Genomic DNA, 20931 nt, shown 5'->3' with positions numbered 1-20931 from the left:
TATAGAAATCTTCTATACTCTTTTATTAGAGTTTGGAATGATTTGAATGAAAGAAAAGAGGCATTTTTAGAGTGCAAGATAATAATTTAATTGACGTTAATTTGACGTCTGAGATGAAGACGAGCTTTATCGATTATGCCATGAGTGTTATCGTGTCTCGTGCTCTTCCAGATGTTCGTGACGGTTTAAAACCTGTACAACGTCGTATTCTTTATGGAATGAATGAGCTTGGGGTGACACCTGATAAGCCGCATAAAAAATCTGCCCGTATCACCGGGGATGTCATGGGTAAATATCACCCACACGGGGATTCATCTATCTATGAAGCCATGGTCCGTATGGCACAATGGTGGAGCTACCGTTACATGTTGGTTGATGGTCACGGGAACTTTGGTTCTATGGACGGAGATGGGGCTGCTGCTCAGCGTTATACTGAGGCGCGTATGTCTAAAATCGCCTTGGAAATGCTACGTGATCTTAACAAGAATACTGTAGATTTTCAAGATAACTATGATGGATCAGAACGTGAGCCAATTGTTCTTCCGTCACGTATTCCCAACCTTCTTGTCAATGGTGCGACAGGGATTGCCGTTGGTATGGCAACTAACATTCCACCACACAATTTGGCTGAAACGATTGATGCTGTCAAATTGATGATGGATAATCCTGAAGTCACAACACGTGAACTGATGGAAGTCCTTCCTGGACCCGACTTCCCAACTGGAGGTTTGGTCATGGGGAAATCTGGTATTCACCGTGCTTATGAGACTGGTAAGGGTTCTATTGTCCTTCGTTCGCGTACCGAAATTGAAACAACTAAATCAGGTCGTGAGCGTATTGTTGTCACTGAGTTTCCTTACATGGTCAATAAGACCAAGGTTCATGAACATATCGTTCGTTTAGCACAAGAAAAACGTATTGAGGGGATTACAGCAGTCCGTGACGAGTCTTCTCGTGAAGGGGTGCGCTTTGTCATCGAAGTGCGTCGTGATGCTTCGGCCAATGTTATCTTGAATAATTTGTTCAAATTAACGCAACTTCAGACTAATTTTAGCTTCAACATGTTGGCCATTGAAAAGGGTGTTCCTAAAATTCTTTCTTTGCGTCAAATCTTGGCTGACTATATTGCTCACCAACAAGAAGTTGTGGTCCGTCGTACACAGTTTGACAAGGATAAGGCTGAAGCACGTGCCCACATTTTAGAAGGTTTGCTGATTGCTCTTGATCATTTGGATGAAGTGATTACGATTATCCGTAACAGTCAAACTGATGCTGAGGCTCAAGCTGAGTTGATGGCTCGTTTTGAACTCACGGAACGTCAAAGTCAAGCTATTCTTGATATGCGTTTGCGTCGTTTGACAGGTTTGGAACGTGATAAGATTCAAAATGAGTATAATGATCTCCTTGCCTTGATTGCTGATTTAGCTGATATTTTGGCCAAACCAGAACGTGTCATTGCTATCATCAAGGAAGAATTGGACGAAAGCAAGCGTAAATTCGCAGATGCTCGTCGTACAGAACTTATGGTCGGAGAAGTCGTTTCTCTTGAAGATGAAGATCTCATCGAAGAAGAAGATGTTGTTATCACTCTTTCAAATAAGGGGTATATTAAACGTTTAGCCCAAGACGAGTTCCGTTCACAAAAACGTGGAGGACGTGGTGTCCAAGGTACTGGTGTTAACGATGATGACTTTGTTCGAGATATTGTCTCAACAAGTACTCATGATCACCTTTACTTCATGACTAATAAGGGGCGTGTATACCGTCTCAAGGGGTATGAAATCCCTGAGTATGGTCGTACAGCAAAAGGCTTACCTATTGTTAATCTCTTGAAGTTGGACGAAGGTGAGACCATTCAAACTGTCATTAACGCTAAGAGTGATGAAGCTTCTGAAAATAATCACCTTGTCTTTGTAACTCGTCAAGGTCTGGTTAAGCGTACCAAAGAAGCAGAATTTAAGAACATCCGTCAAAACGGTTTGATTGCTTTGAAACTTAGAGAAGGTGACGAGCTAATCAATGTCTTCTTGACTACTGGTAATGAAGAAATTGTCATTGGTACCAAATTTGGTTACAGTGTACGCTTCAAAGAGGACACTATTCGAAGCATGAGCCGTATGGCAGCCGGTGTTAAAGGGGTAACTCTTCGTGATGGTGACCAAGTTGTTGGTGCAGCTGCCATTACAGAAGACCAAGAAGTCTTGATTATCACTGAAAACGGTTACGGTAAGCGTACCTCAGCTACTGAATACCCAACGAAGGGACGTGGTGGTAAAGGTATCAAGACTGCTAATATCACAGAGAAGAATGGTAACCTAGCAGGTATTGTCACAGTTTCTGGTGATGAGGATATCATGGTCATCACAGATACAGGTGTTATCATCCGTACTGCCGTTGCTAATATCTCTCAAACTGGTCGTGCTACTCAAGGGGTTAAGGTCATGCGTTTGGATGACTCTGCTCGTATTGTAACCTTTGCTTTAGTTGAACCAGAAGAAGTTGAACAAGCTTCCGAAGACCAAGAAAGTGGTGACAACTAATGAGCAAAGATAAGAAAAATAAAGCAACAAAAAAACGCCGTAAGTGGCTGGATATTCTTCGCTGGGTGTTGATTGTTGTTCTCTTGGTTGTTGGTTTGGCCTTGATTTTTAATAAATCTATTCGAAATACAGTAATTGCTTGGAATACCAATAAGTATCAAGTGAGCAAGGTTTCTAAAAAGACTATTGAGAAAAACAAGGAAGCTAAGACGAGCTTTGACTTTGATACCGTTAAATCAATTAGTACAGAGTCTGTCTTGCAAGCACAGATGGATGCTCAAGAACTTCCAGTCGTTGGTGGCATTGCCATTCCAGAGGTGGGTATCAATCTTCCTATTTTCAAAGGACTTGGCAATACTGAGTTGACCTACGGTGCCGGAACTATGAAAGAAGACCAAGTCATGGGTGGTGAAAATAACTATTCACTAGCTAGTCACCACGTCTTTGGTATTGCTGGTGCATCTGACATGCTATTTTCACCGCTAGATAAGGCTAAGGAAGGCATGAAAATCTATCTTACGGATAAAAATAAGGTCTATACTTATGTCATTAGTGAGGTCAAGGTTGTCCAACCAACCGAAGTAGCAGTGGTTGATGATACACCAGGCAAGTCTGAAGTTACTTTGGTAACTTGTACGGATGCTGAAGCAACCCAACGTACAATAGTCAAAGGTGAATTGAAATCGCAGGTAGATTTTGACAAGGCAAGTTCAGACATCATTGAAGCCTTTAATAAATCATATAATCAATTTCAAAGTTAAGAAAGGGGCCCTCGGGCCTTTTTCTATGGAGGGAAATATGTTTTTAAATACAGTGCACCATGTTGCTATTATTGTTTCTGATTATGAGTTGTCTCGAGATTTTTATGTCAATAAACTTGGTTTTGAGATTATTCGGGAAAATCACCGTCCAGAACGTCATGATTATAAGTTAGACTTACGTTGTGGGGATATAGAACTTGAAATCTTTGGCAATAAGACCAGTGATCCGAACTATGTGGAGCCACCTAAACGTCCGTCTTATCCTGAGGCCTGTGGCTTACGTCATTTAGCTTTTAGAGTGACTAATATTGAAGAAGTTGTCAAGAGTTTAGAAGAAAAGGGTATTTCCTGCCAACCTATTCGTAAAGACACTTTTACCGGTGAAAAGATGACTTTCTTTGCTGATCCAGATGGTCTTCCCTTGGAATTGCACGAGTAGTTTTTTTGACCTTAATTTTTTAAGTCATGGTATAATAAATTCACGATTGGACTCATAGCCAGTCGTCCTTTAGGAGATTATGGAATAATATTCTATTTTCGAAAGGAAACACACATGAAATTGAAAAAACTTCTTGTTACTGGGATGGCTTTATTGGCTTCAGTAACAGCCTTCACTTCGGTTGCGCAAGCAGCAACCTCATCGCAAGTCCAAAAGGTTATTGATGAATCTTATGTTCAACCAGACTATGTGATGGGTTATTCATTGTCGGAAGAGCAGCGAAATGAAACCTTGAATTTGTTAGGGTATGACAGTAGTAAGGATACTAATGTCAAGACCTTGACGACATCTGCATATGCGAATATTATGAACGTTGCAGATGATTCTAGTCTTCAGCTATATTCTTCGGTTAAGATTGCTAAGCTTGGTGCTAAGGAAACCTTGAGTGTAGAGATTGTGACACCGCAAAATATCACGAAAATCACTCCAGATATGTACCGTAATGCTGCAACGACACTTGGTATCGAACATGCTAAGATTACCGTAGCAGCACCGATTGCAGTTACTGGAGAAAGTGCCTTGGCTGGTATTTACTATTCCCTTGAGCAAAATGGGGCTAAGGTCTCAGATGAAAGCAAAGAGCTTGCGCAAGAGGAACTTAAAACCCTTTCTCAAATTAATGAGGAAAATTCAGGCAAGAGTGACTATGATGCCGATAAGCTTAACGTAGCTATGACTGATATTAAATCAGCAGTTGCTGATAAAGGGGATAAGTTGACTGAAGACCAAGCTAAAACGATTGTTCAGCAAACAATCAATAATTACAACTTGGATCTTTCTGATACGCAAATTAACCTTCTAGTGAATTTTGCTATGAATTTATCTAAGTCTTCAATCATTGACAGTGCTAGCTTTAAGTCAACCTTGAGTTCACTTAAAGATTCTATCGTTTCGAAAGCTGGTAATACCTTCTCTGGAATCAACCTAAACTTTAATGCCAACAAAGCGGTTGAGAACAGCAAAAATATTTTTGCACAAATTTGGCAAGCTATCGTAGATTTCTTTACAGGACTGTCTAAATAGTAAAAGAGCTATCCGTTTGGATGGCTTTTTTCTATTTTTCAGAAAATATGTGAAATGCTATTGAAATTATTCCAACAATTGTGTACAATGGTAAACATCAATTCAGATTATTCTGAAAATTTGTTTTAGGAGATTTTCTTATGTCAGAAACAAGTGTATCTAGTCAGTCTACCTGGCGTAGTAAAATAAAAGCAATGGGACCCGGTATCCTAATGGCCTCAGCGGCCGTAGGTGGTTCCCACATCGTTTCATCAACCCAAGCGGGTGGTTCTTATGGATGGGCCTTGCTAGGCTTGGTTATTCTTGCCAACCTCTTTAAATACCCATTCTTCCGTTTTGGTGCCGAGTATACCGCAGATACGGGTAAAACCCTCGTTGAAGGTTATGCTGAGAAAGGTAAATTCTATCTTTGGGTATTCTTCATTTTGAATGTCTTCTCAGCTTTGGTTAATACTGCGGGAGTTTCTATTCTTTGTTCAGCCATCATTGCTAGTGCCTTTCCAATGCTTGGTTTGAGTATTACCACATGGTCAATTATTTTGGTTGCCATTATCTGGGGTATGTTACTCTTTGGTGGTTACAAACTTCTTGATGGTATGGCTAAATGGATCATGTCAGCTTTGACTATTGCAACAGTAGCAGCAGTTATTATTGCGGCAATCAAACACCCAGAGTACAGTGCTGACTTCGTTGAAAAAACACCATGGCAGCTCGCAGCCCTTCCATTTATCGTTTCACTTCTTGGATGGATGCCAGCACCAATTGAAATTTCAGCCATTAACTCACTTTGGTCAGCTGAGAAAAAGAAAACTGTTGATTTCAACACTGATGATGCCCTCTTTGACTTTAACGTTGGTTACATCGGAACAGCTATTCTTGCGGTATTCTTTGTAGCACTCGGGGCTCTTATTCAGTATCCAACTGGTAAGCCTGTAGAAGCAGCATCAGCTAAGTATATTGCACAGTTTGTTGGTATGTACGCATCAGTACTTGGTGAGTGGTCACGCTATTTGATTACCTTTATCGCTTTCTTGTGTATCTTTGGTACTGTAATTACCGTTATTGATGGTTACTCACGTGTTAACGAAATTTCTCTTCGTCTTTTGTTTAACCAAAAAGAAAAAAATCAAACACCTTTGAATGTTTGGATGACCTTGACAGCTATTCTTGGTCTCATCATTATTTTCTTCTTCCAAGGTCAAGTAGCAACCATGCTTCGTTTCGCCATGATTGGTTCATTCCTTACAACACCTTTCTTTGCGCTTTTGAATTACGTACTTGTTACAAAAGAGAAGAAAGACCTTCCAACTTGGTTGAAAGGACTTGCTATTGCAGGTTTGATCTTCTTGTTCGGATTTGCTCTCTTCTTTATCTGGGCTTTGGCTATTGGTAAAGCAGGCTAATAGGATTAAACGGTTTCCATATGGAAGCTGTTTTTTTATTTTATAAAGATGGGAGTAGGAGAGTTTATACTCAAGAGCATACAAAAAAGCCATTCCAATCGGAATGGCTTAACAACAAGATGTTGCTTATTTGAGACCGTATTTTTTGTTGAAACGATCCACGCGTCCGTCTGCTTGTGTGAATTTTTGACGGCCAGTGTAGAATGGGTGTGAATCTGATGAAATTTCTACACGGATAAGTGGGTAAGTTTCACCTTCGAATTCAACTGTTTCGTTTGAGTGTTTAGTTGAACCGCTAAGGAATTGGTAACCAGTAGTTGTGTCCATGAATACTACTTGACGGTAATCTGGATGGATATCTTTTTTCATGTTAAAATATTTCCTTTCTGCCATGGTACTTTCCGCACCATAGTTTTTTTAACTATTTTAGTTTATCAAAAGGTGGTCTTCTTGACAAGTCTTTTTTACTATTTTTTAGGAAATTCGCATTTTGTAAATGCCACCTGTCTGAAAGCAGTGATTGTCTTTATCAACGATGATTGCTTCAAGCTCAGCTTGTGAACTAACTTCCTGGAAAATGCGTTCGAGACTAGAGCCAAATAAACGAGTTGTCCAAATTTCACCATCCACTGAGAGGGATGAAATAATGGTAAGACTGGCTAGGTCACTGGAGACTGGATAACCAGTCTGGCTATCAAAAATATGATGGTAGGTTTTGCCATCTATCTCAAAAGTACGTTCATAGATTCCCGAAGTGACAACAGACTGGTCTCTTATAGCAAGCACCATAAGATTTGTGTTTCTAGTCTCCTTAGGATTTTGAATACCAATTCGCCATTTTTGGTCAGGATTATGGAGGGCTGGTCCAAAGGTTAGGACATTACCTCCGAGATTGATTAAGGCGCTGGTTACTTTTTCAGCTTTAAGAAAATCTGCAATACGATCTGCAATATACCCTTTTGCTAGGGCACCAAGATCAATTTTCATCCCTTTTTCTTTTAGAAAAACGCTTTGATTTTCCTCGGATAGAAGAATGGCATTGGGATTGATGATGTCCAGGAGTGGACGAATTTCTTCAGGAAGAGGCAGCTTAGCATCAGAAAAACCAATGCGCCAAGTCTGAATGAGAGGCCCAATAGCAATATTAAGGTGACTTCCAGGTTGGCAGCTATGCCATTTTCCAAGAGAAATAAGTTCAAAAAGCTCTGGGTGAACTGTCACCGGATGTAAGCCTGCTGCCTTGTTAATTTTCATGAGTTCGGAACTGTCGTCATTGGCTGAGAAGCGCTTATTGTAGGTATGTAGAAGTGCTTCAACTTGGTCTAGCAGGGGTTCTGGTTCTTCATGATAGATAGAGACGTCAATCACAGTTCCCATGAGATGTACACGACGATTAGTGAGTTGCATGGGCAACAGTATCCTTGATTTCTTGATAGATTTGTTCGTTTTCTTCTAAGCTGTAGGAATTGGCCCCACTAGCAAGTGGATGGCCGCCACCATCATGACGTTTGGCAATCTCGTTGATGACAATACTTTTACTGCGCAGACGGACACGGTAATGCCCTTCAGGCTGCTCTACGAAAATAGCCCAAGATTCGACGCAATCAATACGGCCTGGAGTGCCAACAATGGCAGAACTTTCAGCATCAGTGACATTGAATTCATCCAAAATCTTTCGTGTCAAGACAACTCGAGCTGCACCATTTTCATCAACTTCTAGATTATCGAAAACATAACCTTGTAGTTTAGCAATTTTGAAAGGGAAACTGTCCATACGACGAGCCATTGCTGCAAAATCAAAGTCGTATTCACGAAGTTTAGCCGCGATTTGAAGTGTTTTAGGAGTAGTAGATGGAAATAGGAAGCGGCCTGTATCGCCAACAATACCATTGTAGAGAACACGAGCAGCAACATCTGACAAGGAAAGTCCAAGGCTGAGGGCCCAGTCAGTCACAATTTCGCTGGCACTTGAAGCAGTCGTATCAACAAGTAGAAGATCACCGTAGGCATCATCATTAGGATGATGGTCAATTTTGATAAGGAAGTCACCTTTATCAAAACGGTCGTCGTCGATACGAGGGGTGTTGGCTGTATCGGTAACAATAACAAGCGCCCCTTCATAATCTTGGTCAGTTACCTCATCCATCTCAGCAATCCAAGATAAGGTAGGCTCATTGACACCTGCCGCAAGAACCTTTTTATCTGGAAAGTTTGTTTTTAAAATTTCCTTCAGTCCTACCTGACTACCAATGGCATCAGGGTCAGGTCTTTGGTGGCGGTGAATAATAATAGTGTCGTAGGCTTTGATTTTTTCTAAAATAGCTTGAAATACAGTCATGAATGTCTCCTTATAATTTTGCTTCTATTATATCATGAAACAATAGAAAAACGGTTGGCCTAGGCAAACCGTTATAAAAATTAGATCTCTTTATAGTCAACTTCAAGTCCACGTTTAACCGCTGGACGGTTGGCAATTTTTTCAGTCCAAGCTTGAAGATGCTTGTATTCTTTAACATCAAGGAAAATACCAGCCTTATCCCAAATCTTATCTTGAGCAAGACGACCATACCAAGACCAGATGGCGATATCAGCGATAGTGTACTCATCACCAGCAATATAAGGTTTGGTTGCTAATTCTTTATCAAGCAAGTCAAGTTGGCGTTTGGCTTCCATGGCAAAACGGTTGATGGCATATTCGATTTTTTCAGGTGCATAGTGGAAGAAGTGCCCAAAGCCACCACCTAGAAAAGGAGCAGCACCTGTTTGCCAAAAGAGCCAGTTGAGAACTTCCGTACGTTTTGCGTGATCAGTTGGAATGAGTTTGCCGAATTTTTCAGCCAAGTAAAGGAGGATGTTAGCTGATTCGAAGACACGAACCGGTTGGTCCTCAGAGTAATCCATCATTGCTGGAATCTTTGAGTTTGGATTGATTGAAACAAAGTCTGAGCCGAATTGGTCACCATCACCAATCTTAATACGATAAGCGTCATAACCTGCTTGAGTTACACCAAGTTCTTTCAATTCTTCCAGCATGATAGTTGCCTTGATACCATTTGGTGTTGGAAGAGTATAGAGTTGGAAAGGTTGGTCACCTTTAGGTAAAGTTTGTTCAAAACGTGCACCAGCTGTAGGTTGATTGAGGCCACCCCAGGCACCTCCCATAGAGGTTGGGTTTTCCCAAACTTCTGGTAAAATATAGTCAGACATAAAGTTTCTCCTTGTATTCTTGATAGTTACATCCTAACAAAATGCTAATGGCATTTCAAGAATCTACTACGTCCGATTAGGCGCGACACCTTGACTTTTTCTATAAGAATGATAAGATAGTAAAAATTAATTTTTATCTGATAAAAACATATTGTTTAGAGAGGAAGAAAAGAATGACTGCTATTGATTTTCATAAGTTGGCTAAAACAGAACTACACTGCCATTTGGATGGTTCATTATCGTTGGAAACCATTCGTCACCTAGCTGACTTGGCACAGATTGAGTTACCTGAGGACGATACGGAGCTCAAACACCATGTGACAGCACCGGCTACCTGTGAGAGTCTCCTAGATTATCTTGAGGCTTTTGATTATATTCGTCCTTTGCTTCAAACAAAGGAAGCTTTGACTATTGCGGCTTATGATGTCGCTAAACAGGCTGCTCTTGAAAATGTTATCTATATTGAAGTGCGTTTTGCTCCAGAATTGTCAATGGATAAGGGATTGACTGTCGCTGAGACCATCGATGCTGTTTGTCAAGGCTTACGTCAAGCTCAAGAAGAATTTGGTATTGTAGCCAAGGCCCTAGTTTGTGGTATGCGCCAATCAGATCAAGAATTAACGGCTCGTATTCTTGATGAAGCAAATGAAGTTGAAAATAGTGACTTTGTTGGTTTTGATTTTGCCGGAGATGAGCATCATTATGGACCTAAAGCGATTAAACCTTTGATTGAACAAGTCCAAAGTTACACCCGTCCGATGACTTTCCATGCTGGTGAGTGTGGATGCCCTGCCTTTTTGGCTGCGTCTATTGCCATGGGAATTAAGCGTAATGGCCATGCAACGATTTTGGCTCAAGAGCCTGAGCTTTTGGAAGAGTTTGTCAAAAATGGTGTCACAGGAGAGTTATGTTTAACAAGTAATCTCCAGACCAAGGCTGCCGTTACAGTTGCTGATTTTCCTTATCTAAAAATGAAAGCGGCAGGTGCTAATATTACTATTAATACGGACAATCGTACCGTTTCTGATACAAACCTGACCAAAGAGTACGAACTCTATCACAAGCATTTTGATAGCTCAGTTCAAGACTTCTATGCTCATAATAAGACGGCAATTGAAGCTTCATTTGCTAGCAATGAGGAGAAAGAAGAACTCCTTGAAAAATTGGCTAAAGCCTATTCATAAGAAGTAAATAGACTGGTAAAACTTTATAAAGGTGATAAAATTGAGCCATTTGGAACATCAGTTAAACCTATCATAAAATAGGGGAGAGAGGCGAACTTTTTTCAAAAATTGTTCAGTCTCCCTCCCTTTTACGCTTGGAATTATGATAAAATAAGTACAATACATATTTTAGAGGAGACTGGTTTGGCACAACTTTATTTTCGCTACGGCACCATGAATTCTGGGAAATCCATTGAGATTCTTAAGGTTGCCTATAATTACGAAGAACAAGGAAAACCAGTAGTATTGTTGACCAGTCGTTTGGATAATCGAGATGGGGTCGGCTATATCTCTAGTCGTATTGGCATGAAACGGAAGGCCTATCCTATTGGTGATGATACGGATATTTTTGGTTACATTGCTAATATGGATCCACGACCTTACTGTGTTTTAGTTGATGAGGCTCAGTTTTTGACCCGTGCGAATGTCTATGATTTGGCAAGAATTGTTGATGAGTTAGATATCCCAGTGATGGCTTTTGGTCTCAAAAATGATTTTCAGAACAATCTATTTGAAGGGTCTAAGTATCTCTTGCTTTTATCTGATAAGATTGATGAAATCAAGACCATTTGTCATTATTGCTCGAGAAAGGCAACCATGGTTCTTCGTATGGAAGATGGTAAGCCAGTTTATGAGGGAGCACAAGTTCAAATTGGAGGACACGAGAGTTATATCTCCGTTTGCCGAAAGCACTGGTTTAATCCACCTCAAGAAAACATAATCCCTTTGAATAAGTCCTAAAAACGACTATTAGTTATATAAGGAGTAAAGATAACAAATGAATATTTATGATCAGTTACAAGCAGTTGAAGACCGTTATGAGGAATTGGGTGAATTGCTTAGTGACCCTGAAGTCGTTTCAGACACTAAACGCTTCATGGAGTTGTCACGTGAAGAGGCAAATACTCGTGAAACTGTGACAGCTTACCGTGAGTACAAGCAAGTCATCCAAAGTATCTCAGACGCTGAAGAGATGATTAAGGAAGCAAGTGGTGATCCTGACTTGGAAGAAATGGCTAAGGAAGAACTCAAAGAATCCAAAGCCGCTAAAGAAGAGTATGAAGAACGCTTGAAAATTCTTCTCTTGCCAAAAGACCCTAATGATGACAAGAATATTATCCTTGAAATCCGTGGGGCTGCAGGTGGTGATGAAGCAGCCTTGTTTGCAGGTGACCTTTTAGCTATGTACCAAAAATACGCAGAAACACAAGGTTGGCGCTTCGAGGTCATGGAAGCTTCTTACAATGGTGTCGGTGGTATCAAAGAAGTGGTTGCCATGGTTTCAGGACAATCAGTCTACTCTAAACTCAAATATGAATCTGGAGCACACCGTGTGCAACGTGTGCCTGTGACTGAGAGTCAAGGTCGTGTTCATACCTCGACAGCAACTGTTTTGGTCATGCCAGAAGTTGAAGAAGTAGAGTACGAAATTGATCCTAAGGACCTTCGTGTCGATATCTATCACGCTTCTGGTGCCGGTGGTCAGAACGTCAATAAGGTTGCGACTGCGGTTCGTATGGTTCACATTCCTACTGGAATCAAAGTAGAGATGCAAGAAGAACGTACACAACAGAAGAACCGTGATAAAGCCATGAAGATTATCCGTGCGCGTGTTGCGGACCACTTTGCACAGATTGCTCAAGATGAACAAGATGCTGAGCGTAAGTCTACTGTTGGTACAGGGGACCGTTCAGAACGTATCCGTACTTACAACTTCCCACAAAACCGTGTAACGGATCACCGTATTGGTTTGACCCTTCAAAAATTAGATACGATTTTGGCTGGGAAAATGGATGAAGTCATTGATGCTCTTGTTCTTTATGATCAAACTCAAAAATTGGAAGAGCTTAACAAATGATTTTAGCGGATGTTCTGGCTGACTATGAAAAGCAGCTTGAGGCTGTTGGAGAAGAGCCAGAGGCCCTTTCCTTTGTTTATCGTGGTTTGAAACAATGGGACTTGACTCATTTTGTTCTTCAATTGCGTCAGGAAGTTTCAGAGGAGGACGCTGAGCTATTAGCTTATGCATTTAGCCAACTAAAGAATCACCAGCCTGCCCAGTATATCTTGGGCTATGAAGACTTTCATGGCTTACGTTTTCAGGTTGATGAGCGTGTCTTGATTCCACGTCCTGAAACTGAGAAACTAGTGGACTTGATCTTAGCGGAAAACCCAAGCACAGAGCTTAAGGTTCTTGATATTGGAACTGGGAGTGGTGCTATTTCGGTATCCCTGAAAAAGAGTTGCCCTCTTTGGCAAGTAACAGCTAGTGACTTATCAGTGGATGCGCTAGAGCTTGCCCAGGAGAATGCTAAGCTAAATCAGGTAGCCATCAGCTTTGTTCAATCGGATGTTTTCGAAAATATTTCTGGCAGTTTTGATATCATTGTGTCAAATCCTCCCTATATTTCTGAAAATGATAAGAACGAAGTTGGTATCAATGTCTTGGCTAGCGAGCCAAAGATGGCCTTGTTTGCTGATGAAGAGGGACTTGTCATTTATAGACAGATTATTGAGGAGGCAGATAAGTATTTGACTCCTAGTGGAAAGCTCTACTTTGAAATTGGCTATAAGCAGGGCCAGGATTTGAAGAAACTCTTGTCTCTACATTTTCCTGATAAGCGAGTGCGTGTCCTTAAGGACCAATTTGGACAAGATAGAATGGTCGTGATGGATGATGAAAAATAAGAAAGTGTTAAGAGAAATCTTGTCTGACGGTGGCGCAGTCGTTCTTCCTACAGAGACTGTCTATGGTCTATTTGCTAAGGCTTTGGATGAGAGTGCTGTGAACCTTGTTTATGAGCTAAAAAATCGTCCTAGGGATAAAGCCATGAATTTGAATGTCGCTTCTTATGAAGATATCCTGGCTTATTCAAAAGAGCAGCCCAAGTATTTAAAACAATTGTATGATGCTTTTTTGCCTGGACCTTTGACTATCATTTTAAAAGCTAATGATAAAGTCCCCAGATGGATTAATTCAGGCTTGGCGACAGTTGGCTTCCGTTTACCAGACCATCCTGTTACTAGAGAGTTGATCCAAGCGGAAGGTCCTTTAATTGGTCCCTCAGCCAATAAGTCTGGGAAGGCTAGTGGTCGTTATTTTGACCAAATAAGAGACCAATTTGATTTTCAGGTGACTGGCTATCAAGATGATGATGCCTTGTTAGGTGTAGATTCGACGATTTTGGATTTATCTGGCAACAAGGTGAAAATTTTACGGCAAGGTTCTATCACTCAAGAAGACATTCTTGCTAAGCTACCAAAAATCCCTTTCGAGGAGGTATAACATGCTACGTGATTTAATAGCGACAGATGTTGAAGCAATTTGTGAGATTAACAAAGAGGCTTTAGGTTATGCCTTTAGTTCAGAGGAAACGGCTAGTCAACTAGCTAGATTATCCAAAGACCCACATCATTTTCTACTAGGTTATAAAGATGATGCTAGTCATGAACTCCTTGGCTACGTTCATGCAGAGGTTTATGAATGTCTCTATTCCAATGCAGGATTTAATATCTTGGCTTTAGCAGTTTTACCTCAAAGACAAGGGATGGGGATCGGTAAAATTTTACTTGAAGGGTTGGAGCAAGAAACAAAAAGACGCGGTTATGAGTTTATTCGCTTAAATTCTGCTGACCATCGTCTGGGTGCGCATGCATTTTATGAAAAAGTAGGTTATACTTGTGATAAGATGCAGAAACGGTTTATTAAATTGATAAAAGGATAAGACCTATTGGCGGCTCTACCCGAGTTGACCATAGAATAAATGACTAACAGAGACATATGGAAGTGTGAGATAATTTCCGACTGTATGTGGGTGAGTTGATTGAAACCCATTAGACCTCAAAGGAGACCTCTATGATTTTTGATAAAGAAGATTACAAAGCATTTGACCCTGAACTATGGAACGCCATCGATGCTGAGGCAGAACGTCAGCAAAACAATATTGAGTTGATTGCCTCTGAGAACGTGGTATCTAAAGCTGTAATGGCTGCTCAAGGAACACTCTTGACTAACAAGTATGCAGAAGGCTATCCAGGTAAACGTTACTATGGTGGTACAGACGTGATTGATGTGGTCGAGTCTCTTGCTATTGAGCGTGCCAAAGAACTTTTTGGAGCTAAATTTGCCAATGTGCAACCTCACTCAGGTAGCCAAGCTAATGCAGCAGTTTACATGTCTTTGATTCAACCAGGTGATACGGTTATGGGAATGGATTTGTCAGCGGGTGGTCACTTGACACATGGTGCACCAGTTAGCTTCTCTGGTAAGACCTATAACTTTGTGGCTTACAACGTTGATAAAGAAACTGAACTCCTTGATTACGATGCTATTCTTGCTCAAGCTAAAGAAGTACAACCAAAACTCATCGTGGCTGGAGCTTCAGCTTACTCACGTATCATTGATTTTGCTAAATTCCGTGAAATTGCTGATGCTGTAGGAGCTTACCTTATGGTAGATATGGCGCACATTGCCGGTCTTGTAGCCTCTGGTCATCATCCAAGTCCAGTTCCTCATGCACATGTGACAACTACAACAACTCATAAGACGCTTCGTGGCCCACGTGGTGGTTTGATTTTGACTGATGATGAAGATATCGCTAAGAAATTGAATTCTGCGGTCTTCCCTGGTTTGCAAGGTGGTCCTTTGGAACACGTTATTGCTGCTAAGGCTGTTGCTCTTAAAGAAGCACTTGATCCTGCCTTTAAAGAATATGGGGAAAATGTCATCAAGAATGCTGCTGCCATGGCTGACGTTTTCAATCAACATCCAGATTTCCGTGTTATCTCAGGTGGAACTAACAATCACCTCTTCTTGGTTGATGTTACTAAAGTTGTTGAAAATGGTAAAGTTGCACAAAACGTTCTTGAAGAAGTTAATATTACTTTGAACAAGAATGGTATTCCTTACGAGCAATTGTCTCCATTCAAGACATCTGGTATCCGTGTTGGTAGTCCAGCCATTACAAGTCGTGGTATGGGTGAAGCTGAGAGCCGTAAAATTGCTGAATTGATGGTTGAAGCTTTGGAAAATCACGATAAACCTGAAGTTTTGGAGCGCATTCAAGGAGAAGTTAAAGCTCTTACAGATGCCTTCCCACTCTATTAAAAACTATGTTAGATTTATATATTAAACGCATTATCATTCACCAGTTTTCGCCAAATGATACGGAGCTGGTTTTAGCAGAAGGGCCTCTTGAAATAACGCCACGCTTAGATGAGTATTTTCGAAAGAAACTCTCTAAAGTTTTCTCTGATGAGGCTAAACGTGGTTATTTCGATGCAGAGAATGTTTTCATCAGTCATCTAGGAGATGATTTGATGGAAAGCTCAGTTAAGATTGCCCAACTTTGGAAGGAAGAATTTGTCATTTCTGAAGATCAAAAGACCAATGATTTGGTCTTTATTCAGTTTGACAAAGAAGGGCAAGAGTATTTTGCTTTCTTGCGTATTGCTCTCAAGGATAGTTTGATTCATTCTTTGGGAGATAGCCAACATCCTATTCAATTGTCACAGAATAATTTGCCTTCTGCAGCCCAGACACCTGATGAAGCTTTGGTAATCAATCGTAGTAGTAAGCAGTATTATTTGATTGAAAAGCGAATCAAACATAATGGAAGCTTTGCCAATTATTTCTCTGAAAATCTGTTGCAGGTCCAGCCTGAACAATCTGTCAAGAAATCGATTAAGATGGTTGAAGATACTGCTCAGAAGATTGCCGAGAATTTTAATCAGGATGATTTTAACTTTCAAGGAAAAATGAAATCTGCTATTTTCAATAATTTGGAAGAAGACCAAGAGTTATCACCTGAAAAATTGGCAGACCAACTCTTTGATAATAATTTGACAGCACGTTTGACCTTCGTTGATGAGCTCAAAGAGGCCATACCTGAGCCTATCTCGGTATCAGATATTGACCATTCGCGTCAAATTAAGAAATTGGAGAATCAAAAATTATCGTTATCGAACGGAATTGAGTTAATTGTGCCTAATAATGTGTATCAGGATGCTGATAGTGTTGAGTTTATTCAAAATCCTGATGGCACCTACTCTATTCTCATCAAAAATATCGAGGATATCATCAATAAATAATATGTTTAAATGGATAAGACGTCTGGCGGTTTTTGTCGTAGTCCTCATCATAGGTATCCAATGCTATCGAATCCATGCCAATATTCAACATGTCTTAACCTATGAATCCATGGTTAAGGAGGTTTTGGCAGAGGACGACATTGATAATACAACCAATGTCGATTTGGTTCTGGCTATGATCTACACAGAAACCAAGGGGAAGACAGATGACGTGATGCAGTCCAGTGAAAGTTCTACAGGGGTGACCAACTCCATAACAGATCGAAAAGAAAGTATTCGTCAAGGGGTGACGGTGCTGTCGGAAAATCTGGAAGAAGCTGCCCACCATAAGGTGGATCCTTGGACAGCAGTACAAGCCTATAATTTTGGTAAGGCCTATATCGATTATGTGGCTGATAATGGTGGAGTGAACACCGTCGAACTCGCAAAGGCTTACTCTAAAAATGTCGTTGCTCCGAGTCTAGGAAACACTAGCGGGCAAACATACACCTATTACCAACCAGTTGCCATGTATTATGGTGGCGGAAAACTTTATACAAATGGCGGAAATATTTACTACGCTAAGGAAGTACAGTTTAATCTCTTTTTGATGCGTATGTTCTCACGCCTCTAAGAGTGAGGACGTTAAACTTAGGAAAGACAAATGAAAGCATTATTAGTTTATTTTAGAGGATACGTCAAAGACAGTATCCTGGGACCCGTTTTTAAATTAATCGAAGCCAGTTTCGAACTCTTGGTCCCTCTAGTAATTGCTGGAATTGTCGACACAACTATTCCAAATAAAGACCAAAATCATCTGTTTATGATGATTTTTCTCTTGTTCGGACTTGCCGTTATTGGGGTTGTTGTTGCTATTTCAGCACAGTATTTTTCATCCAGAGCAGCAGTTGGCTATGCCCGAGGTTTAACCAATAATTTGTATGCGAAGATCATGCGTTTATCAAAGGAAAAGCGGGATGAGATTGGAACGTCAAGTTTGGTGACACGTTTGACTGGTGATACCTTTCAAATCCAAACGGGCATCAATCAATTTTTGAGGCTCTTTTTGAGGGCACCAATTATCGTGACAGGAGCCATTATTATGGCATTCCGAATCAGTCCGCGCTTGACCCTTTGGTTTCTTGGCATGGTCTTGGTATTGACCCTTATTATTGTACTAGCTAGTCGCATCGTCAATCCTTTATACGCCAAGATTCGAGTAATTAATGAATCAATTGTTACCAATACGCGTCAACAACTTGAAGGTATGAGGGTTATTAGGGCTTTTGATCAGAGTGAGCGTGAATTAGATAACTTTACTACTGTCAATAAAGACTTGAAGAAGTGGCAGCTCAAAACAGGAGTAATAGCAAGTCTCATTAGTCCTTTGACTTTCTTGGTTGTTAATATGACCTTGATTGCTATCCTTTGGCAAGGAAATCTGCAAATTCAAGCTGGCCTTTTGTCTCAAGGGATGCTGATTGCTCTGGTCAATTATCTCTTGCAAATTTTGACGGAGCTTCTTAAATTAGCCATGATGTTGACCAATCTGAATCAAAGCTTTATTTCAGCAAAACGGGTACAAGCTATTTTTGAACTCCAAGATGAGGATATTGAAGCACCATTAGAAGTCCGAACTTCTAGTCAGGCTTCTACTGTGCTAGCTATTGATCAGATGACCTTTACCTATCCTACGGCTAGTTCGCCATCACTCCAAGAGATTCATGTCAGTCTTACTCAAGGTCAGTCACTAGGTATTATTGGTGGTACAGGTTCGGGTAAATCGACATTGGTGAACTTAATCATGAACTTATATCAGCCTCAGATTGGTTCTTTAGCTATTTTCAAAGATCAAAAATCACCAAAAAACCTTAAAGAGTGGCGTTCTTGGGTTGCCTATGTCCCGCAAAAAGCCGAGTTATTTAGGGGAACCATTCGTTCAAACTTGTCATTAGGGCTTGATCACGAACCTAGTGAGCAAGAACTGTGGCATGCTCTTGACATGGCTCAGGCTGCTGATTTTGTAAGGGATAAGGACCTTGGTTTAGATGAGCCAGTTGAGTCATTTGGCCGTAATTTTTCGGGGGGTCAACGTCAACGTTTGACTATTGCGCGTGCGTTGATGAGACCAGCACCATTCTTGATTTTGGATGACTCCACCTCAGCCCTAGATTACTTGACTGAAAGTCGCCTACTAGCGGCTATCAGAGACAATCTTAAATCAACGAGTTTGATTATTATTTCGCAAAGAACGAATAGTCTAAAAGCTGTTGATCAAATTTTGGTGCTTGATAAGGGACATCAAGTTGGCTTAGGTAATCATGAAGAATTGCTTGCCACAAATAAACTCTATCAAGACATTCATTATTCTCAACATCAAAAGGAGGTCGCTGATGAAGGCTAGAAATAATAAATCAACGCTTAAACGTTTAAGTAGAGATATCTTAAGTCAGCGTTACCTCTTTGCCTTAGCAACTGTTGGGACCATTATTCAAGTTGCCTTAACGGTTTACTTACCTATCTTAATTGGTGATGCAGTGGACGCTGTTCTTAAGATGAACGCCGTTCTATTGATGTCACGTTTAATTTGGCAGATGCTTGTAGTTATCTTAGCTAATAGTGCAATCCAGTGGCTTAACCCTCTGATTTATAATCGATTGATTTATTCATATAGCGAAAGTTTACGTGAACGAGTCATGATGAAAATTCATGCTATGCCTCTTAGTTACCTTGATCGTCAAGGAACTGGAGACATGGTTAGCCGTGTGACTACAGATAGTGATCAGTTAAACAACGGACTTCTCATGGTCTTTAACCAATTTTTCGTTGGGCTTTTGACTATCTTTGTCATAATCATTACCATGGCTCGCTTAGACTGGTTCATGATGCTCTTAGTTCTAGTGATGACGCCTTTGTCAATGCTTGTGGCACGTTTTATCGCAAAGAAGAGCTACCAACTCTATCGCAATCAAACCAAATGGCGAGGCATGCAGACTCAGTTGATTGAAGAAAGTTTGACTCAAGAAGCTTTAGTACAGAGTTTAAATGCTCAAGACCAGATGGTTAGGAGTTTTAAAGACGTCAATGGTAAGTATGCTGATTATTCACAGGGTGCTATCTTTTATTCGTCAGCGGTTAACCCAGCTACACGTTTTGTTAATAGTCTGATCTATGCTCTCATTGCTGGTGTTGGTGCCTATCGAATCATGTCAGGTGGTGCTTTCACAGTGGGACAATTGACTACCTTCCTAAATTATGTGACTCAGTATACGAAACCTTTTAATGATATCTCATCTGTTCTATCTGAACTTCAAAGTGCTTTGGCCTGTGCTGATCGCCTTTATATGATATTGGATGAAGAGGAAATAACAGAAACAGGTAAGGTGGTCTTGGAAGAAGCAGATGTGCAGGGACGTTTTCAATTTGACCATGTCCAATTTGGTTATTTGCCTAATAAACCTCTTATCAAGGATTTGAGCATTGATATCCCTGCCGCAAGTACTGTTGCCATTGTTGGTCCAACAGGAGCGGGAAAATCTACCTTGATTAACCTGCTCATGCGTTTCTATGATTTGGACAAGGGGAACATTCTACTGGACGGTAGACCTATTACAGATTATACCCGTGAGAGTCTTCGGAAACAGATTGGGATGGTTTTGCAGGAAACTTGGCTTGAGGTCGGCACTATTCATGATAATATTGCCTATAGTAATCCAGAAGCCAGTCGTGAAGAAGTCATAGCAGCAGCCAAGGCTGCCAATGCAGATTTCTTTATTCAGCAGTTGCCTCAAGGTTATGACACCTACTTGAATGATGCGGGACAATCCCTTTCTCAGGGACAACGTCAGCTTTTGACCATTGCTCGCATATTTGTCAATGTGCCTAAAATCTTAATCTTGGATGAAGCCACTTCTAGCATCGATACCCGTACAGAGCTCCTCATTCAAGAGGCCTTCGCTAAATTAATGAAGGGTCGAACTAGTTTCATCATTGCCCATCGATTGTCTACCATCGAAAATGCGGACCTTATTTTGGTCATGAATAATGGGGATATCGTTGAACACGGAACCCATGAACAACTGATGCAAGCTAAGGGAATGTACTATCGTATGCAGACGGCCCAAAAGACACAAAATAGTTAAATCCGACAGAGCTTTTAAGCTCTGTTTTTTTATTTTGTGACTTTAAGTCCGTTTCGCTCCGAAG

Annotated in this window: 20 protein-coding genes; 16 read left to right on the top strand and 4 right to left on the bottom strand. The window is 40.7% G+C overall.

What is annotated here, in order from left to right; all coding sequences use genetic code 11:
* Nucleotides 1-71 precede the first annotated feature (71 nt).
* From gyrA to HMPREF2979_RS06780, 5 genes are all read left to right on the top strand, one after another.
* The gene (gyrA, locus tag HMPREF2979_RS06800) at nucleotides 72-2540 is read left to right on the top strand and encodes a DNA gyrase subunit A (RefSeq protein WP_070655783.1); all 2469 of its coding nucleotides are present in this window, start codon (nucleotides 72-74) and stop codon (nucleotides 2538-2540) included.
* Nucleotides 2540-3301, top strand: coding sequence for a class A sortase (locus HMPREF2979_RS06795; RefSeq protein ID WP_004182361.1), 762 nt, complete (start codon nucleotides 2540-2542; stop codon nucleotides 3299-3301). Before gyrA ends, HMPREF2979_RS06795 begins: the two co-directional genes overlap by 1 nt.
* Nucleotides 3302-3338: 37 nt before the next feature.
* Nucleotides 3339-3740: an SMU1112c/YaeR family gloxylase I-like metalloprotein gene (locus HMPREF2979_RS06790; protein WP_070655781.1), complete on the top strand. Its 402-nt coding sequence runs from the start codon at nucleotides 3339-3341 to the stop codon at nucleotides 3738-3740.
* A 114-nt stretch (nucleotides 3741-3854) separates the two neighbouring features.
* Nucleotides 3855-4823, top strand: coding sequence for a DUF1002 domain-containing protein (locus HMPREF2979_RS06785; protein WP_013990439.1), 969 nt, complete (start codon nucleotides 3855-3857; stop codon nucleotides 4821-4823).
* Between the two features lie 140 nt (nucleotides 4824-4963).
* Complete coding sequence (locus HMPREF2979_RS06780) at nucleotides 4964-6226, top strand: NRAMP family divalent metal transporter (protein ID WP_014634623.1); 1263 nt, start codon at nucleotides 4964-4966, stop codon at nucleotides 6224-6226.
* 126 nt (nucleotides 6227-6352) lie between these two features.
* Here HMPREF2979_RS06780 and HMPREF2979_RS06775 read toward each other — a convergent pair whose 3' ends face one another.
* From HMPREF2979_RS06775 to yghU, 4 genes are all read right to left on the bottom strand, one after another.
* On the bottom strand, nucleotides 6353-6595 hold the full coding sequence (locus HMPREF2979_RS06775; protein ID WP_003093591.1) for a type B 50S ribosomal protein L31: 243 nt from the start codon (nucleotides 6593-6595) through the stop codon (nucleotides 6353-6355).
* Between the two features lie 105 nt (nucleotides 6596-6700).
* Complete coding sequence (locus HMPREF2979_RS06770) at nucleotides 6701-7633, bottom strand: FAD:protein FMN transferase (RefSeq protein ID WP_070655779.1); 933 nt, start codon at nucleotides 7631-7633, stop codon at nucleotides 6701-6703.
* The gene (locus tag HMPREF2979_RS06765) at nucleotides 7620-8564 is read right to left on the bottom strand and encodes a DHH family phosphoesterase (RefSeq protein ID WP_060972466.1); all 945 of its coding nucleotides are present in this window, start codon (nucleotides 8562-8564) and stop codon (nucleotides 7620-7622) included. Before HMPREF2979_RS06765 ends, HMPREF2979_RS06770 begins: the two co-directional genes overlap by 14 nt.
* A gap of 80 nt (nucleotides 8565-8644) precedes the next feature.
* Nucleotides 8645-9433 (bottom strand): glutathione-dependent disulfide-bond oxidoreductase, encoded by a 789-nt coding sequence (yghU, locus tag HMPREF2979_RS06760; protein WP_070655777.1) that lies wholly within the window; start codon nucleotides 9431-9433, stop codon nucleotides 8645-8647.
* 173 nt (nucleotides 9434-9606) lie between these two features.
* Here yghU and add point away from each other — a divergent pair, with 173 nt between their 5' ends.
* From add to HMPREF2979_RS06705, 11 genes are all read left to right on the top strand, one after another.
* The gene (gene add, locus HMPREF2979_RS06755) at nucleotides 9607-10617 is read left to right on the top strand and encodes an adenosine deaminase (RefSeq protein ID WP_070655775.1); all 1011 of its coding nucleotides are present in this window, start codon (nucleotides 9607-9609) and stop codon (nucleotides 10615-10617) included.
* 183 nt (nucleotides 10618-10800) lie between these two features.
* Nucleotides 10801-11397 (top strand): thymidine kinase, encoded by a 597-nt coding sequence (locus tag HMPREF2979_RS06750; RefSeq protein WP_070655773.1) that lies wholly within the window; start codon nucleotides 10801-10803, stop codon nucleotides 11395-11397.
* Nucleotides 11398-11434: 37 nt separating this feature from the next.
* A complete protein-coding gene (prfA, locus tag HMPREF2979_RS06745) occupies nucleotides 11435-12514 on the top strand; it encodes a peptide chain release factor 1 (RefSeq protein WP_004182370.1) in 1080 nt (359 codons plus the stop codon).
* Nucleotides 12511-13344, top strand: a complete 834-nt coding sequence (prmC, locus tag HMPREF2979_RS06740; RefSeq protein WP_070655771.1) for a peptide chain release factor N(5)-glutamine methyltransferase — start codon at nucleotides 12511-12513, stop codon at nucleotides 13342-13344. Before prfA ends, prmC begins: the two co-directional genes overlap by 4 nt.
* A complete protein-coding gene (locus HMPREF2979_RS06735) occupies nucleotides 13331-13942 on the top strand; it encodes an L-threonylcarbamoyladenylate synthase (protein WP_070655768.1) in 612 nt (203 codons plus the stop codon). Before prmC ends, HMPREF2979_RS06735 begins: the two co-directional genes overlap by 14 nt.
* A gap of 1 nt (nucleotide 13943) precedes the next feature.
* Entirely contained in the window at nucleotides 13944-14381 is a 438-nt protein-coding gene (locus tag HMPREF2979_RS06730; protein ID WP_070655766.1) for a GNAT family N-acetyltransferase, read from the top strand.
* A gap of 131 nt (nucleotides 14382-14512) precedes the next feature.
* The gene (glyA, locus tag HMPREF2979_RS06725) at nucleotides 14513-15763 is read left to right on the top strand and encodes a serine hydroxymethyltransferase (RefSeq protein ID WP_070655764.1); all 1251 of its coding nucleotides are present in this window, start codon (nucleotides 14513-14515) and stop codon (nucleotides 15761-15763) included.
* A 5-nt stretch (nucleotides 15764-15768) separates the two neighbouring features.
* Nucleotides 15769-16746: a nucleoid-associated protein gene (locus tag HMPREF2979_RS06720; RefSeq protein ID WP_004182031.1), complete on the top strand. Its 978-nt coding sequence runs from the start codon at nucleotides 15769-15771 to the stop codon at nucleotides 16744-16746.
* Nucleotide 16747: 1 nt separating this feature from the next.
* Entirely contained in the window at nucleotides 16748-17359 is a 612-nt protein-coding gene (locus tag HMPREF2979_RS06715; protein ID WP_037597899.1) for a lysozyme family protein, read from the top strand.
* Between the two features lie 30 nt (nucleotides 17360-17389).
* The gene (locus HMPREF2979_RS06710; RefSeq protein ID WP_070655762.1) at nucleotides 17390-19129 is read left to right on the top strand and encodes an ABC transporter ATP-binding protein; all 1740 of its coding nucleotides are present in this window, start codon (nucleotides 17390-17392) and stop codon (nucleotides 19127-19129) included.
* A complete protein-coding gene (locus HMPREF2979_RS06705; protein WP_070655760.1) occupies nucleotides 19119-20867 on the top strand; it encodes an ABC transporter ATP-binding protein in 1749 nt (582 codons plus the stop codon). Before HMPREF2979_RS06710 ends, HMPREF2979_RS06705 begins: the two co-directional genes overlap by 11 nt.
* The last annotated feature ends 64 nt before the right edge of the window (nucleotides 20868-20931 follow it).

The organism is Streptococcus sp. HMSC078H12 (assembly GCF_001814615.1).
GTDB classification, from domain to species: Bacteria; Bacillota; Bacilli; order Lactobacillales; family Streptococcaceae; genus Streptococcus; species Streptococcus salivarius_F.
The sequence above is the reverse complement of the archived record's forward strand: the minus strand, read 5'-3'. Positions and strand labels throughout refer to the sequence as shown.